Source organism: Pelomonas aquatica (genome assembly GCF_026712205.1).
Classification (GTDB): Bacteria; Pseudomonadota; Gammaproteobacteria; order Burkholderiales; family Burkholderiaceae_C; genus Pelomonas; species Pelomonas aquatica.
In genome coordinates this window covers 119,384-135,796 of sequence record NZ_JAPPUW010000015.1, presented here as the reverse complement: position 1 = coordinate 135,796, position 16,413 = coordinate 119,384, and the positions used below count along the sequence as shown (strand labels likewise).

The window sequence follows — 16,413 nt, the reverse complement described above, 5'->3', positions numbered from 1 at the left end:
CTGGTCTCGCTGGTGGATACCCACCAGCAACTCCAGCGTTTTACTTGAACCGCCGGATGCGGACCCGCACGTCCGGTGGTGTGAGAGGGCTGAGGGGGCGACCCCTCACCCTACTCGATTAGCCTTCGAGTTCAGCTTTTACGGACACTTGCACATGGAAACTCCCAAGGTCAACAGCATCGTCATCGTTGGTGGTGGCACAGCGGGCTGGATGGCTGCAGCGGCCCTCGCCAAGGTCCTCAAGGGCAAGTACCCGATCCGGCTTGTTGAGTCGGACGAGATCGGCATCGTCGGCGTCGGTGAGGCGACGATCCCGATGATCACGCTGTTCAACCGCATTCTCGATCTCGACGAAGATGAGTTCATGAAGAGCACCCAGGCCTCGTTCAAGCTCGGGATCGAGTTCGTGAACTGGGGGCGCTTGGGAGATCGCTACATCCACGGCTTCGGCGTCATCGGCCAGGACAACTGGACTGTCGATTTCCACCAGTACTGGCTCAAGCAATATCAGGCGGGCAAGGCCAAAGACCTCTCCCACTACTCGATCAATACAGCGGCCTGCCTGGAGAACAAGTTCATTCGCGCGCAGGCGAACATGCCGAACTCGCCGCTGTCGCAGATCGCGCATGCGTTCCATTTCGACGCGTCGCTCTACGCCAAGTTCTTGCGTGGCTTCAGCGAACAGCGCGGCGTGGAGCGCATTGAAGGCAAGGTCGTCGAGGTCCGCACCCGGGACAGTGACGGGCATGTGGAATCGGTCGTCCTGCAGAGTGGGCAAATCGTCGAAGGAGATTTGTTCATCGACTGCTCCGGCTTCCGCGCCTTGCTGATCGAGGGAGCACTCAAGACGGGCTACGAGGACTGGTCGCACTGGTTGCCCTGCGATCGGGCCCTGGCTGTGCCCTGCGCGTCGGTCGGCTCCGAGATCACGCCTTACACGCGCGCCACCGCCCGGCAAGCTGGCTGGCAGTGGCGCATTCCTCTGCAGCACCGCGTCGGCAATGGCCACGTCTACTGCAGCAAATACATCAGCGACGACGAAGCAGCGGCGGTCTTGCTCAGCAATCTGGACGGAGAACCTCTGGCGAGCCCTCGCCCGATCAAATTCCTCACCGGCAAGCGCAAGCAGAGCTGGAACAAAAACGTGGTGTCGATCGGCCTGGCCAGCGGGTTTCTGGAACCGCTGGAGTCCACAAGCATTCACTTGATCCAGATGGGCATCGCCCATCTGCTGACGTTCTTCCCGGCTGCCGGCTTTGCCGAGGCGGATCGCGCAGAGTACAACCGTGTGATGAGCCAGGAGTTCGAGTGGGTGCGCGACTTCATCATCCTCCACTACAAGGCGACGGAGCGCACCGATTCACCGTTCTGGAACTACTGTCGAACGATGGAGGTCCCAGAGTCCCTCGCACTCCGCATACGACTGTTTGGATCGCATGGCCGGGTGTACCGCGAGGGCAACGAGCTCTTTACCAAAGTGAGCTGGCTTCAGGTCATGCACGGACAGCGCATTCGTCCGCAGGCTTATCACCCGTTGACTGACTTGCTCCCTGAAGACGAGATTCAGACCTACCTCGAAGAGGTGGAGCAGGTCATTGCGGCCTGTGTCGAGGTCATGCCCTCGCATGCGGCCTTTATCGCGGAACATTGCGCCGCTGGCCTCCGCTGATCCCCGGACCTTGAATCATGTTCGATGCGCACAGGCGCTTGTTCAATCCCAGACCGAGGATCGAGGTGATGGCCGTGCCGCCCGATCAAACCTGCATCGTGGTTGACGATGTCCTGATCGACCCGGCGGCGGTTGTTGATTGGGCAACTGAGCGGGAGTGGTTGCCAGCGCAGGCCAATGCCTACCCGGGGCAGTTGGTCGCGGCGCCTGCAGAGCTGGAGCAGTGCCTCAACGGATTCTTCAGCCAGCACGTGCGGCGCGTGCTGGGCGGACGGCGTACGGTGAGTATGTACGCCCGGTTCAGCATGGTCACCCGGCCCGTGAGTCAATTACGCCCTTGCCAATGGCTGTGTCATCGCGACCGCGTCGTGCTGGAGCCACGCACCGGCCTGTGCGCGGCGTCCGTGCTCTATCTCTTTGACGACCCTTCGCTGGGAGGCACCGGGTTTTACCGGCCCAAGCTCGCGGCAGAGCCATTGGCGGCGCTGCTGGACGATGCGCAACGTCTCAGCAACCTGGAGTTCGAGCAACGCTACGGCGTGCGACCCGGCTACATGATCCGCAGCAACGATTATTTCGAACTTGTGGCTCACGTGCCCGCTGCTTGGAACCGCATGATCTTTTATGACGGCGGCCAATTTCATTCCGGGCATATCGAGCGCTTGCAACCACTCAGTACGGATGTGCGCGAAGGGCGCCTCACGTTGAACGGATTCTTCGCCTGTTCACGGGCCTCGGCTTGAGTCTTTTCAACCACTTCTCTCGATCAGCGATGTATTCGACGATGGCACGCCGCGACGTGATGGCGCTCGCCGGCCTGGCGGCCTGGCCCGCGCGATGGGTCTCGGCCGAGGATCTTGCCGCCGACCCTGCGGCCTATTTCGCACGCCCGCAGATGACCGGCGCCGCCTTCTCGCCGGACGGCAAGCGGCTGGCGATGCGCAGCCGCAGCAAGGAAGGCCGGGCCATGCTGTCCGTGCTGGACCTGGACACGCTGACGCCGTTTCCGCTGTACGCGGCGGAGTCGGACGATGTGCTGAGCTTCTTCTGGGTCAACAACGAGAGGCTCGCGTTCACGCTGGGCGACCTGGACGCGCCGCAGGCCGATGTGGATGCCGGCCCCGGCCTGTTCGCCGTGAACCGCGACGGCAAGGGCCTGCGCCAGCTCGTCGAGCGCCAGCGGCTCTGGGTCAAGAACGGCAGCGACCAGCGCAACCTGCTGCCCTGGAACACGATGCCGCTGTCGAGCCAGCCCTCGCAGCAGGGGCCGGAGATCTGGGCCTTCCGCGTGGAGGCCTATGACGGCAAGGATGTGGACTACCTGAAGCTGCTGTCGCTGAACACCGCGACCGGCTTCGCGCGCGAGGTGGACGCGCCGCTGCACAGCCAGCAGTGGTGGGTGGACAGGGAAGGGCGGCTGCGCCTGGTGCAGACGCGCCATGGCAACCAGGCCACGCTGCAGTGGCGCGCCGACGAGGCCGCGCCGTGGAAGACGCTGAAGGCCTTCGACCCCTATGTCGACGACGGCAACCTGATCGTGCAGGGCATCGGTGTCGACGGCCAGGTCTATGTGGCCACGCGCCGCGGCAGCGACAAGCTGTCGATGTGGACGCTGGACCCGGCCACCGGCGAGCTGTCGGCCCGGCCGCTGGCGCAGTCGCCGCAGTTCGACGTGCGAGGCCAGCTGGTGCAGCGCCAGGACAAGGTGCTGGGCCTGCGCTTCACCATCGATGCCGAAGTCACGCAGTGGCTGGACGCCGACATGCAGGCCCTGCAGCAGCAGATCGACAAGGTGCTGCCGCGCACGGTGAACCGGCTCAGCGTGCCGTGGAGCGGCGGCGAGCCCTGGGTCCTGATCGAGGCCTTTGCCGACGTGCAGCCCTCGGTCTACTACCTGTTCAACCGCAGCACGCGCAAGTTCACCAAGCTCGGCGCCGCGCGGCCCGACATCGACGCCAGGCACCAGGCGGCGATGGACATGCACTGGATCAAGTCGCGCGACGGACGCGACTTCCCGGCCTGGGTCAGCATGCCCAAGGGCAGCGCGGGCAAGAAGCTGCCGACGCTGGTGCTGGTGCATGGCGGCCCCTGGGTGAAGAACACGGCCTGGGCCTGGGACGCCGAGGTCCAGTACCTCAACGCGCTCGGCTATGCCGTGCTGCAGCCGCAGTTCCGCGGCACGCAGGGCCTGGGTTCGGCCTGGGAAGGCGCCGCGCGCAAGCAATGGGGCCAGGCCATGCAGGACGACGTGGCCGACGCGACGCGCTGGGCCATCGCGCAGAGCATCGCCGACCCCGGGCGCATCGCGATCATGGGCGCCAGCTACGGCGGCTACGCCACGCTCATGGGCCTGGCGCGCGACGCCGACCTCTACCGCTGCGGCGTGGCCTGGGTGGGCGTGACCGACCTGGACCTGCTCTACGGCGCGCACTGGAGCGATTCCTCCGATGCCTTCAAGCAGTTCGGCATGCCGACGCTGGTGGGCGACCGCGTGAAGGACGCCGCCATGCTGAAGGCGAACTCGCCCATCCATGCCGCCGGCAAGATCCGCCAGCCGTTGCTGCTGGCCTATGGCGAGAAGGATGTGCGCGTGCCCATCGAGCACGGCAAGGCCATGCGCCGCGCGCTGGCCGAGGCCGGCAACACCCAGGTCGACTGGGTGAGCTACCCCAAGGAGGGCCATGGCTGGGTCGAGCCCGCCACCAAGGCCGACTTCTGGGGGCGCGTCGCGCGCTTCCTGAGCCGCAACCTGGCTGCCTCAAGCGCCTGACGCACGTGGAGCCGCGTCGTTGAAGTAAAACCCAAAGGCAACCACAGAAGCACAGAGGCGCGGAGCAAACGCGGAGAGTGCATTCCTCCGTGTCTCCGTGTCTCCGTGCCTCTGTGGTTGCATTTCTGCATTCGCTTCATCCGCCGTTGTCAGCCCGTCTCGCCCGGCTGCAGCCACAGCTCGCGGCGGCGCAAGGGCGTCTCGGCGGGCAGCAGCGGGTTGCTCAGCCTCAGCACCTGCCCGGGCGAGACCGGGTGGGCCTTCAGTACGGCGCCGTAGAACTCGTGGTGCAGGCGCTGGAAGCTGCCGTCGGCCACCGCGGCCTCGAGGCCGATCCGCAGCGCCTCGGCCAGGTCGGGCCGCGCGGGGCTGACGAAGAGATAGGCCGCGGCCGGGTAGTGCAGCATCAGATTGGGCGCGATGGCCAGCTCCGGCCGGCGGCCGCCGGCCAGCTCGGCGTCGATCTCGAGGATGGAGCGCGGGAAGTAATCGATGCGGCCGGCCGCCAGCATGCGGAACAGCGCTTCGTAGCCGCTGCTGGTGCCGACCTGCAGGCCGTTGGCGCGCAGGATGGTGGTGTCGGGCCAGTCGTGGCCCTGGCCGGCCAGGCGCCGGCGCAGGTCGTCCAGGCCGCGCACGCGCTGCCACTGCGCCAGCTCGCTGCGGCGCACCAGCAGCAGCCGCCAGCCCATCAGGCCGCGGTCGATGGGAATGCGCACGGGCAGCAGGCCGGACGCCTCGCGCTCGCGGTCGGTCACGGTCCACATCAGGTCGATGTGGCTGTGGCCCGCGGCCAGCTCGATCAGCGAGCGCCCCTGGGCCATGTCGAGCTCGATGGGCCGGATCTCCAGCCTGCTGCCGGCCCGGTTCAGCGCCAGCTCGACGACGCGGCGCACATAGGTCAGCTGCGGGTCGGGCGTGCTGATGTGCTGAGACACGCGCACCGGCTCGCCCGGCTGTGCGCGCAACGGCAGGCCAGCCAGCAGCCAGGGCAGGGCGAACAGGCGGCGGCGGCGCGGCGGCGGGAACGATTGCATCGCCCCCAATCATGCGTCATCCGGCCGGGACACCGGGCTGGCGTCAACCCCAGGCGGCCGGGGTCGGGTTCAGATCAGGCCCTGCCAGGCCTGGCCGTGGCGCTGGAAGGCGTCGCGCAGCGTGCGCGTGAGGGCCGGCGGCAGCGGGCCGCGGGCTGCCGAATCGAGGTTGCGGCGCAGATTGGCCGGCCTGGCCGTGCCGACGATGGCGCTGGCGGCGCCGGTGTGGAAGGCGGCGAAGCGCAGCGCCACATCGGCCCAATCGTCCTGCGGCGGCAGGCCCATGGCCTGGAAGCGGTCCCAGTACTGGCCCTCGGCGAAGTCGCCCGGCCGCTCGGCCAGTCGCCAGACCGCACCGGCCAGCGGGCGCTTGGCGATGACGCCGATGCCGGCGTGGTCGGCGCGCGCGGCGCGGGTCTGCAGATGGGCCTGATCGCAGAGGCTGACCGAGGTCTGGATGCTATCGAAGGCGCCGCAGGCCAGAGCGAAGTCGATCTCGGCGTTGTCGCCCGAGTAGGCGGCCACGCGCAGCTTGCCGGCGGCGCGGCAGTCCTGCAGTGCGCGGATGACGTCGCCTTGCTGCAGCACGGGCAGCGGGCAGGAGTGCAGGTGGACGATGTCCAGCCAGTCGGTCCGCATCAGCCGCAGTGCGCGCTCGACGCCCTGCACGATGCAGTCGTAGGTCCAGTCCGGCACGCCCTCGACGCCGTAGCCGACCTTGGTGGACAGCAGGAAGTCCGGGCGGCGTGCGCTGAGGTGGCGGCCGATGCGCTCCTCGCTGAGGCCATAGCCGCGCGCGGTGTCGATGAGGTTGATGCCTTCGTCTAGGACGCCGTTGAGCAGCGCGCCGGCCTCGGCCTCGCTCGTGCGCTCGTCGTTGATGTGCATGGCGCCGAAGCCGAGGGCGGAGACGCGCAGGCCGGTGTGGCCGAGGGGGTTCAGGATCATGGGGTGACGAGAACGCGGCCGAACAGCGGCGGCACGCTGATCCGGATCTGGCCGTCGTCAGCGACGGCGACGGCCTGGCCGCCGAGGGCGTCGCGCAGCCGCTTCGCGGCGAAGGGCAGGTCGACCGTGACGGTACTCGCCTCGGTGCCGTTGTTGGTGGCGGTGACGGCCCAGGTGCCGCCGTGCTGGCGGGCCAGCACGACGACGTGTTCATCGACATGCAGCGGCGCGCCCAGGGACCCGTGGCGCAGCACGGGCAGGTCGTGGCGCAGCTTCACGAGCCGCCTGAAGTCGGCCAGCAGGGCCGCGTCGGGCCGGCCGCCTTCGTCGGCCCAGGGGTAGGGGGCGCGGTTGTAGGGGTCATCGCCGCCGCCCAGGCCGACCTCGTCGCCGTAGTAGATGGCCGGGGCGCCGGGGTAGGTCATCTGGAAGAACAGCGCCAGGCGCAGGCGGCGCTTGGCGAGCGCAAGGTCACGGTCCTCGCCGAGGTGATGCAGCGCGCGCGGCTGGTCGTGGCTGGACAGCAGGTTCATCAGCGCCGAGAAGGCCTGTGGCGGGTAGGCCTCGCGGATCAGCTCCAGGTTGGCGGTCATCTGCTGCGCGGGCCTGCCGGCGGCGTAGTCCAGCACGGCGCTGCGGAAGATGTAGTTCATCGTGCTGTCGAACATGTCGCCGAGGAAGAACTTGCTCGCGTCGAACCAGGTCTCGGCCACCGTCAGCGCATCGGGCTTGGTCGCCTTCACGACCTGGCGCCACTCGCGCCAGAAGTCGTCGGGCACCCATGGCGCGACGTCCATGCGCCAGCCGCTGGCGCCGCGTTGCAGCCAGAGCCGGGTGACCGAGTCGGCGTCGCGGTAGACATAGGCTCGGAAGGACGGGCTGTTCTTGTCGATCTCGGGCAGGTCGCCCACGCCGACCCAGCCCTGGTACTGCCTGTCGACGTCGGCCTCGGCAGGCTTGAACCTGAACCAGCTGGCGTAGGGCGAGGCGGGGTTGACGTGGCCCCTGTCGAAGGCGCCGCCCGCCGGGTAGTTGCCGTAGCGGTTGAAGTAGGGCGAATCCGCGCCGACGTGGTTCAGCGAGGTGTCGGGGATCACGCGGATGCCGCGCCTGGCCGCCTCCGCGCATAGGCGCTCAAAGTCGGCATTGCTGCCGAAGGCGGGGTCTATGTTCTTGTAGTCGGCCGTGTCGTATTTGTGGTTGCTGGCGGCGCGGAACACCGGCGTCATGTAGATCGCGTTGGCGCCCAGGCTCTTGATGTAGTCGAGTTTTTCGACGATGCCGGCCAGGTCGCCGCCGAAGAAATCGTTGTTGTAGACGGCGTCGGAGCCGTCGGCCGAGCCGGGCCGGAAGGGTTTTTCGTTCCAGCGCGCATGGTGCTCGACATCATGGCCCTGGTAGCGGTCCTGGGCGCGCCCGCCGCCGGGGCGCGGGTCGTTGGCCTTGTCGCCGTTGCGGAAGCGCTCCGGGAAGATGTAGTAGTAGACGGTATCCCGCGCCCATGATGGCACCTGGAAATCCGGCGCGTAGACGGTCTGTCGGTAGCGGCGCACGCGGCCCAGGTCGCGCGGCAGGCGCTCGATGGACGCGGGGCCCATCGAACCCTTCTCGCGCGTCCAGTAGATGCCGTCCTTGTTGTTCTGCAGCGCGTAGCGGCCGTCCACCGTCTCCAGTTCGAACCAGTAGCCGTAGACGCCGATGTCGGCGAAGCGGAAGCGGGCCGTGAAACCCGTGCCAAGGCCGCGAGGCTCGGGCGTCATCGCGATGCGCGCGAGCGGCTCGTAGGCCAGCTGCTCCTGGTTGCCCGTCATGCGCCGGCGTTCGATGACGAGGGTGGCGCGCAGCAGGCCCGGCACGTCGTTGCCGACGCTGAAGCGGATCTCGCTGCCGGCCGGCTGGGCACCGAAAGGCGCCTTGAACTCGGCGCTGCGCGAGTCGAAGCGCGCCGTCAGCGCGGCGCGGTCGGTGATGGCTTCGGGCGGCGTGGGCACGAAGCTGCGGGGGCCGACCTCCAGCCGGGCGCTGCCGTCGGCGGCCAGGCTCAGGCGCAGCGTGTGTTCGCCGCCGAAGTCGTGGCTGGCATTGCCGACGACGGCCGCGCCGCGCGCGAGCCGGCCGCTGGCGTCGAAGCCGAAGGTGAGGGTGGGCGTCCAGCCCTCGTCGGCAATCTTGAATTCCTGCCGGCCCTGGGCGCCGAGGTTGAGGTAGTAGGCATCGCAGCGGTACTCGAAGGCCTGCTCGTCCTGGGCGGCCCAGTTGTTCAGGCCGCCGCGCAGGTAGAGCGTCGCCTCGCCCAGCGGTGCGGGTTTGCAGTCGGCGGCCTGGGTCATGGGGGCGAAGTGCAGCAGCGCCGCGAGCAGCGCGAGGGCCTTGAGCATCGGGTTCAGCCCTTCACGCCGCCGGCGGTCAGACCCGACACGATCCAGCGTTGCGCGAGCAGGAAGACCAGCGTGATCGGCAGGCCCGACAGCACCGCGGCGGCGGCGAAGTCGCCCCACAGGAAGCGCTGGTCGTGCAGGAAGTATTTGGAACCCACGGCCAGCGTCAGGTTGCCCTCTTCGCGCAGCAGGACGCTCGCCACCGGGTACTCGATGATGGTGCCGATGAAGGCCAGCACGAAGACCACCATCAGGATGGGCACGGCCATGGGCAGCAGTACGCGGCTGAAGGCCTGCCAGTGCGTCGCGCCGTCGACCTTGGCGTTCTCCTCGATCTCGACCGGGATGGTCTCGAAATAGCCCTTGATGGTCCACACGTGCGTCGCGATGCCGCCCAGGTAGGCCAGCACCAGGCCGGCGTGGGTCTCGATGCCCAGGGCCGGCACATAGGTGCCGATGGTCTCGAAGATCGCGTAGATGGCGACGAGGGCCAGCACCGGCGGGAACATCTGCAGCAGCAGCATGCCATTGAGCACCGGCTCGCTGAAGCTGAACTTGAGCCGCGCGAAGGCGTAGGCCGCGGTCGTCGAGATGGCGACGATGAGGAAGGCGGAGGCCGTGGCGATCTTGATGGAGTTCCACAGCCAGGTCAGCACGGGGAAGGGCGGCTGTACGAGACTGCCGTCCGCGGCCTGGTAGGGGATGCCCAGTGCCAGCTTCCAGTGCTCCAGGCTGATCTCGGTCGGGATCAGGCTGCCGGTGGCGAAGTTGCCGGGGCGCAGCGAGATGGACACGACCGCCAGCAGCGGGAAGAGGGTGATGGCGATGAAGATCCACATCACCGCATGGCCGGCGAAGGTACGCCAGCGGGCTTGTTTGCCGAGGACGATGGCCATTAGTTTTGCGCCTTTGCGGAGAGCCGCAGGTTGACGAGCGACAGCGCCGCGACGAGGAAGAAGATCAGCGTGGAGATGGCCGCGGCGAGGCCGAAGTCCGAGCCCGAGTCGCGGAAGGCGATGCGGTAGGTGTAGCTGACGAGGATGTCGGTCTGACCCGCGGGCAGCTTGGTGGACAGGAAGTCCGGCCGGCCGTCGGTCAGCAGCGCGATCAGCACGAAGTTGTTGAAGTTGAACGCGAAGGCGCTGACCAGCAGCGGCGCCAGCGGCTTGATGATGAGGGGCGCGGTGATCTTCAGGAAGTTGGTCGCGGGGCTGGCGCCGGCCAGGGCCGAGGCTTCGTACAGGTCGGCCGGGATCGCCTTCAGCAGCCCCGAGCACAGGATCATGATGTAGGGGTAGCCCAGCCAGACGTTGACGATGAGCAGCATGGTCTTGGCCAGCAGCGGGTCGGCGAACCAGGCGGGCTTGATGCCGAACAGCGCGTTCAGGATGGCGTTGATCTCGCCGAAGTTCTGGTTGAACAGGCCCTTGAACACGAGGATGGAGATGAAGCCCGGCACCGCATAGGGCAGGAAGAGCAGGGTGCGGTAGGTGGTGCGGAACCGCATGCCCTCCCAGTTCAGCAGCACGGCGAACAGCATGCCGATGGCGGTGGCGCAGGCCACTGTGAGCGCCGAGAACACGACCGTCCAGCTGAAGATGGACAGGAAGGGCCCGCGGAACTCGGCGTCGAAAAGCATGCGCGCGTAGTTGCCCACGCCGATGAAGGCCTTGAAGCCGGGTTGCAGCGTCTCGCCGCCCTGGGACTCGAAGAAGCCGCTGTCGCGGTTGGGCTTGAAGACGGTGCCGTCGGCGGTGCGGGTCAGGCTGCCGTCGGCATTCGCGGTCCATTGCGGCTTGACGGGGCCGAACTCGCGCAGGCCGAGGTAGTGCAGCTCGGTCTTGTCGGGCAGCACCAGCACCAGCCTGCTCAGCGTGTCGCGGTGGCGGATCAGTTCGGTCAGCGGCAGCGCGGCCTGCAGCGGCGCGGTCAGCGGCAGGTGCTCGGCGTCGGCGGCCGCGAGATCCACCCGCAGGGCGCCGACGGCCTTGCGCAGCGCCAGCGGCGGCGACACCCAGCGCGGCGCGGCACCGGCCTCGGGCTGCAGCACGAGGCGGAACTCGGCGCCGTCGGCGTGCAGGCTGTAGGCCAGCACCTGATCCTCGATGGCGTCGTGCTGCTCCAGCAGGTAGTCGCGCACGCGGCTCTCGCTGAGCAGATGGGTGCTGGAATAGTTGGTGAAGCCGATCTGCGCCGTGTAGACCAGCGGGAAGGCGATGAAGACCAGCACGCCGGCCACGCCGGGGAAGAGGTAGCGCCAGGCGAAGCCGCCACGGCTGAGATACACGTAGAAGCCGGCCGTGAACAACACCAGCAGGCCGGCGGCCCAGGCGGCCTGGCCGGTCGTGTAGACGACGAAGACGAGATAGAGGGCGGCGGCGATGGCGGCCGCGACGAGCGGCCAGCGCAGCAGCCCGGCGAGCTTGTCGGTCAGCGTCGGCGGCAGCGTGGAGTAGCTGCCCTGGCCCAGGGCGGACGAAACGGCGTTCATTTGTTCAGCAGCATCCGTGCGGCGGCGCCGTCGAGCGCGTCCTTGGGCGATTGAAGGCCGTTGGTGATGGCTTCGAGAGCCGCGTCCATCGCGGTCCAGAAGCGGCCCACCTCGGGGATGTTGGGGATGGGGGCGCCTGCGCGGGCGTTCGCCATGCTGGCTTTGATGAGCGGGTTGACCGACAGCTCGCCGTAGAAGGCCTTGTTGGCCGGCACGCCGATGGGTACATCGGCGTCCAGCACCTTCAGCGCCTCGGGCCGCATCAGGTGGTTCTCGAGGAACTCCTTGGCGATGTCCTTGTTCCTGCTGGGTGCCGCGATCATGCAGCCCAGCACGCCGACGAAGCTCTTGCTGGGCTGGCCGGCGACGACGGCCGGGATGGGCGCGACGCCGAAGTCGATCCTGGCCTTGCGGGCGTTGTCCCAGGCCCAGGGGCCGGAGATCATCATCGCGGTCTCGCCGCGGGCGAAGGCCGATTCCATCTCGGCGTAGCGTGCGCCGCGGGGCATGTGGCCGCCCTTGATGAGGCGCTCGATCATCTGCGCGCCGGCCAGCGCGCCGGCGTTGTTGACGTCGACCTTCCTCGGGTCGAAGTCACCCTGCGCATCGCGGCCGAAGATCACGCCGCCCGCACCGGCCAGCACGGGCCAGCTGAAGAAGCTCTTGTTGTAGTCCCAGAGGATGGCGTGCCTGCCCTGGGCCTGGAGCTTGTTGTCGATGGCGATCAGCTCGTCCCACGTCGCGGGCGGGTTGGGCACCAGGGCCTTGTTGTAGATGAGGCCGGTCGTCTCGATGGCGATGGGGTAGCCCCAGATGCGGCCGCGGTAGCTCATCGCCGACCAGGCCTGCTCCTCGACCTCGGCCTTGAGCCGGGCGGAGGGGCGCAGCGCGGTCAGCAGCCCGGCCTTGGCCCATTCGCCGACGCGGTCGTGCGGCCAGCAGAAGATGTCCGGGCCCTTGCCGGCGCCAGCGGCCTGCTGGAACTTGTCGGTCGGGTCGACCGGGTGCTCCACGACGACCTTGACGCCCGAGACCTTCTCGAAAGCGTTGCCGACCTTCTGCAGGCCGTTGTAGGCCTTGTCGCCGTTGATCCAGACCAGCAGCCGGGGCGCGTCGGCCAATGCCGGCCCCGCGGCCAGCGCAGCCGCGAGGAACAGAGCCTGGAGCCTCATGCCGACAGCTCCGGCGCGGCCAGGCGGCGCAGTGCGCGGCCGTTGGCATCGAAGACGTAGAGCGCTTCGGCCGGCAGATGCAGGTTCAGCGCCTGGCCGCTGCGCAGGCGGTCGCTGCCGTTGCGGCCCTCGAACTGGCAGGTCAGCGCCTCCTCGACACCGGGGTAGGGGCAGTAGGCGAAGGTCGTGCCGCCCAGCGACTCGACGAAGGCCACCGTGCTCTGCAACTGGTTGCCCTGGCCCTCGGTGCGGATGTGCTCGGGGCGCACGCCCAGCGTTACCTTGTCGCCGACGCGGCCGGCGCTGCCGTCCACGCGGGCCTGCAGCACGACGTTGCCGCCGCTGAGCTTTACGTCGACATGGCCGGCCTCGATGGCGACCAGCTCGCCCCCGATGAAGTTCATCTTGGGGCTGCCGATGAAGCCCGCCACGAAGAGGTTGCAGGGGTGCTCGTAGAGCTCCAGCGGCGAGCCCACCTGCTCGACCTTGCCGGCCGACAGCACGACGATGCGGTCGGCCAGCGTCATGGCCTCCACCTGGTCGTGGGTCACGTAGATCATCGTGGTCTTCAGGTCTTCGTGCAGCTTGGCGAACTCGTAGCGCATGCGCACGCGCAGCGCTGCATCGAGGTTCGACAGTGGCTCGTCGAACAGGAAGACATTTGGCTTACGCACGATGGCGCGACCGATGGCGACCCGTTGGCGTTGGCCGCCGGACAAGTCCTTGGGCTTGCGATCCAGCAGGTGCTCGATATGCAGGATCCTTGCGGCTTCGCGCACGGCCGTCTCGATCTCCGCCTTCGGCACCTTGGCCAGCTTCAACCCGAAGGCCATGTTGTCGAACAGATTCATATGCGGGTAGAGCGCATACGACTGGAACACCATCGCGATGCCACGCTCGCTGGGCGGCACGTCGTTGACGACGCGGCCGCCGATGGTCAGCTCGCCGCCGGTGATCTCCTCCAGGCCGGCAATGGAGCGCAGCAGCGTGGACTTGCCGCAGCCCGAGGGGCCGACGAAGACCATGAACTCGCCGTCGCGGATCTCCAGGTCGATGCCGTGCAGGATGCGGATGTCGCCATAGGCCTTCTCCACGCCGGTCAGTCGAACGTCTGCCACTTCTAACCTTTCTGTCGCCGGGCGCCTGGTTGTGGAACTGCGCCGGCTTGTCTCGCCAAATCGGGCTCAAATTTCTCGTCTTTGCCCATCTTTGTAGACAATATACATGTCATAAGTTCCGGCAACAACAGCAGAATTCCGGAAGATCCTTCATGAAATCCTTATGGATCAATCATTTGTGTTTCTGATCGGGTTTTCCCGATGTAGTCAAACTACACAATGAGCCGAAGCTGCCCGATACTTCGTCCGACGCTGCCCGTCGAGTAGCATTCTTGCCCCCGTCGCCGGGGGCCGGCACTGATGAACACCCCAACCCGCCTGCCCGTTCAACGCAAGCCCAGCCCCAAGGCCACCACCGCGATGAAGAAGCCGACTGCCCTCGCCGCCGAAGACAAGGCCCTGCGCGCGGCCTTCGAGACCGCCTACGAGCGCGAGCTGGCTCAGTCCAGCCATGGCGCCACGCCCCAGGCCGCCCTGCATGCAGCGGCCATCGCCTGCCGCGAGACGCTGGCCCGCCGCTGGGCCCAGACCCAGGTCGAGGACGCCGCACGCGGCGACAAGGCGCCGGTGCGCCGCGTGCACTATCTGTCGATGGAATTCCTGATGGGCCGCGCGCTGTCCAACGCGCTGGCCGCGCTGAAGCTGGCCGCGCCGCTGGACGCCAGGCTGGCCGAGCAGGGCCTGTCCCTGGGCGACGTGCTGGAGCGCGAGCCCGATGCCGCCCTGGGCAACGGCGGCCTGGGCCGCCTGGCGGCCTGCTTCCTGGACAGCTTCGCCGAGCTGGAGCTGCCGTCGTTTGGCTATGGCCTGCGCTACCGCTACGGCATGTTCACGCAGCTGATCCAGCAGGGCCGCCAGCTGGAGCAGCCCGACGACTGGATGCGCGACTCGCCCGCCTGGGAGCTGCCCCGCCACGACCTGCGCTACGCCGTCGGCTTCGGTGGCCGCGTGGAGGTCGACGCCTCCGGCGTGCGCCGCTGGATGCCGGCCGACCGCATCGAGGCCCAGGCCTTCGACTTCATCGTGCCGGCCCACCACAGCCAGCGCGTGTCGACGCTGCGCCAGTGGCAGGCCATGGCAGCGCCCATCGAGTTCAAGCCCTTCTGCGACGGCAACTACGCCCGCGCCGCCCGCCACCAGGTGCTGGCCGACGCGCTGAACTGGGTGCTCTACCCCGACGACTCCACGGAGGCCGGCCGCGAGCTGCGCCTGAAGCAGGAGGCCTTCCTCGTCAGCGCCTCGCTGCAGGACCTGGTGGCCCGCCACCTGCGCGAGTTCGGCAGCCTGCACAACCTCGGCAGGACCAATGCCATCCATCTGAACGACACCCACCCGGCGCTGGCGCCGGCCGAGCTGATGCGCCTGCTGCTGGACGAGCACGGCCTGGGCTGGGACGAGGCCTGGAAGATCACGCGCCAGGCGGTGGCCTATACCAACCACACGCTGATGCCCGAGGCGCTCGAGACCTGGGCCGTGCGCATGTTCGAGAACCTGCTGCCGCGCCACCTCGAGATCATTTACGAGATCAACCACCGCTTCCTGGAGGAGCTCAAGCTGCGCTTCCCGGGCGACCACGCGCTGGCCGCGCGCGTGAGCCTCATCGACGAGGGCAGCCACGGCCAACATGGGCATGGAGAGCGCCGCGTGCGCATGGCGTCGCTGGCGCTGGTGGCCTCGCACCGCGTCAACGGCGTGGCCGCGCTGCACTCGGACCTGATGGTGCAGACCATCTTTGCCGACTACGCCCGCATCTGGCCCGAGCGCTTCCACAACGTCACCAACGGCGTCACGCCGCGGCGCTGGCTGCAGCAGGCCAACCCGGCCCTGTCCACGCTGCTGGACGGCCGCATCGGCGACGGCTGGCGCAAGGACCTGGCCGAGCTGGCCGAGCTGAAGCCCCTGGCCGCCGACCGCGAGCTGGGCGCGGAGTTCCTGGCCGTCAAGCGCGCCAACAAGGAACGCCTGGCCGCCGTCATCCGCCGCGAGCTGGGCGTGTCGGTCAACGTCGACAGCCTGTTCGACATCCAGATCAAGCGCATCCACGAGTACAAGCGCCAGCTGCTGAACCTGCTGCACGTCATCGCCCGCTACCAGGCGATTCGAGACAACCCGGGCGCCGACTGGGTGCCGCGCACGGTCATCATCGCCGGCAAGGCGGCCTCGGCCTACCAGATGGCCAAGAGCATCGTGCGCCTGGCCCACGACGTGGCCCGCGTCATCAACAGCGACCCGCGCGTGGGCGACAGGCTCAAGCTCGTCTTCCTGCCCAACTACGGCGTCACGCTGGCCGAGACCATCATCCCGGCGGCCGACCTGTCCGAGCAGATCTCGACGGCCGGCACCGAGGCCTCGGGCACCGGCAACATGAAGTTCGGCATGAACGGCGCGCTCACCATCGGCACCTGGGACGGCGCCAACATCGAGATGGCCGAGGCCATGGGCGTGGAGAACATGTTCGTGTTCGGCCTGCGCGCCGACGCCGTCGCCAGGATCAAGCAGCTGGGCTACGACCCGCGCCTGTATGTCGAAGAGAATCGCCAGCTCAAGCGCGTCATCGACGCCATCGCGGCGGGCGTCTTCAGCAATGGCGACACCGAGCGCTATCGCAGTCTCGTGGACAGCCTGCTGCAGCGCGACGTCTACCTGCTGATGGCCGATTTCGCCGATTACGTCGCCACCCAGGCCAAGGTCGATGCGCTGTTTGCCGACCGCGCGGCTTGGGGCCAGCGCGCGCTGCGCAACATCGCCGGCATGGGCCCGTTCTCGTCCGATCGCACGATCGCCGAGTACGTGGACCGTGTCTGGTCCGTGAAGAGCCTTGATTCCTGAC

General features: G+C 67.9%; 11 protein-coding genes. 4 read left to right on the top strand and 7 right to left on the bottom strand.

Annotated elements, in window-relative coordinates; translation table 11 throughout:
- Positions 1–154: 154 nt before the first annotated feature.
- Genes NYP07_RS16795 through NYP07_RS16785 form a run of 3 tightly spaced genes read left to right on the top strand, consistent with a single transcriptional unit; the run spans position 155 to position 4,439 of the window.
- Positions 155–1,669: a tryptophan halogenase family protein gene (locus NYP07_RS16795; protein ID WP_268152446.1), complete on the top strand. Its 1,515-nt coding sequence runs from the start codon at positions 155–157 to the stop codon at positions 1,667–1,669.
- 17 nt (positions 1,670–1,686) lie between these two features.
- A complete protein-coding gene (locus tag NYP07_RS16790) occupies positions 1,687–2,412 on the top strand; it encodes a DUF6445 family protein (protein ID WP_268152444.1) in 726 nt (241 codons plus the stop codon).
- Between the two features lie 29 nt (positions 2,413–2,441).
- The gene (locus NYP07_RS16785; RefSeq protein WP_268152442.1) at positions 2,442–4,439 is read left to right on the top strand and encodes a S9 family peptidase; all 1,998 of its coding nucleotides are present in this window, start codon (positions 2,442–2,444) and stop codon (positions 4,437–4,439) included.
- Positions 4,440–4,588: 149 nt separating this feature from the next.
- Here NYP07_RS16785 and NYP07_RS16780 read toward each other — a convergent pair whose 3' ends face one another.
- The 7 genes from NYP07_RS16780 to NYP07_RS16750 form a co-directional block, all read right to left on the bottom strand.
- The gene (locus NYP07_RS16780) at positions 4,589–5,476 is read right to left on the bottom strand and encodes a type 2 periplasmic-binding domain-containing protein (protein ID WP_268152440.1); all 888 of its coding nucleotides are present in this window, start codon (positions 5,474–5,476) and stop codon (positions 4,589–4,591) included.
- A 69-nt stretch (positions 5,477–5,545) separates the two neighbouring features.
- Positions 5,546–6,424: an aldo/keto reductase gene (locus tag NYP07_RS16775; protein ID WP_268152438.1), complete on the bottom strand. Its 879-nt coding sequence runs from the start codon at positions 6,422–6,424 to the stop codon at positions 5,546–5,548.
- Positions 6,421–8,802, bottom strand: a complete 2,382-nt coding sequence (locus tag NYP07_RS16770; RefSeq protein ID WP_268152436.1) for an alpha-amylase family glycosyl hydrolase — start codon at positions 8,800–8,802, stop codon at positions 6,421–6,423. The genes NYP07_RS16775 and NYP07_RS16770 overlap by 4 nt, the downstream gene beginning before the upstream one ends.
- 5 nt (positions 8,803–8,807) lie before the next feature.
- On the bottom strand, positions 8,808–9,698 hold the full coding sequence (gene malG, locus NYP07_RS16765; RefSeq protein ID WP_268152434.1) for a maltose ABC transporter permease MalG: 891 nt from the start codon (positions 9,696–9,698) through the stop codon (positions 8,808–8,810).
- The gene (gene malF / locus NYP07_RS16760; protein WP_268152432.1) at positions 9,698–11,293 is read right to left on the bottom strand and encodes a maltose ABC transporter permease MalF; all 1,596 of its coding nucleotides are present in this window, start codon (positions 11,291–11,293) and stop codon (positions 9,698–9,700) included. Before malF ends, malG begins: the two co-directional genes overlap by 1 nt.
- Positions 11,290–12,465: a maltose/maltodextrin ABC transporter substrate-binding protein MalE gene (gene malE / locus NYP07_RS16755; RefSeq protein WP_268152430.1), complete on the bottom strand. Its 1,176-nt coding sequence runs from the start codon at positions 12,463–12,465 to the stop codon at positions 11,290–11,292. The genes malF and malE overlap by 4 nt, the downstream gene beginning before the upstream one ends.
- Positions 12,462–13,583, bottom strand: a complete 1,122-nt coding sequence (locus NYP07_RS16750) for an ABC transporter ATP-binding protein (protein ID WP_268152428.1) — start codon at positions 13,581–13,583, stop codon at positions 12,462–12,464. The genes malE and NYP07_RS16750 overlap by 4 nt, the downstream gene beginning before the upstream one ends.
- 360 nt (positions 13,584–13,943) lie before the next feature.
- On the opposite strand from NYP07_RS16750, the gene NYP07_RS16745 reads away from it, so the two are divergent.
- On the top strand, positions 13,944–16,412 hold the full coding sequence (locus tag NYP07_RS16745) for a glycogen/starch/alpha-glucan phosphorylase (RefSeq protein WP_378990796.1): 2,469 nt from the start codon (positions 13,944–13,946) through the stop codon (positions 16,410–16,412).
- Position 16,413 lies beyond the last annotated feature (1 nt).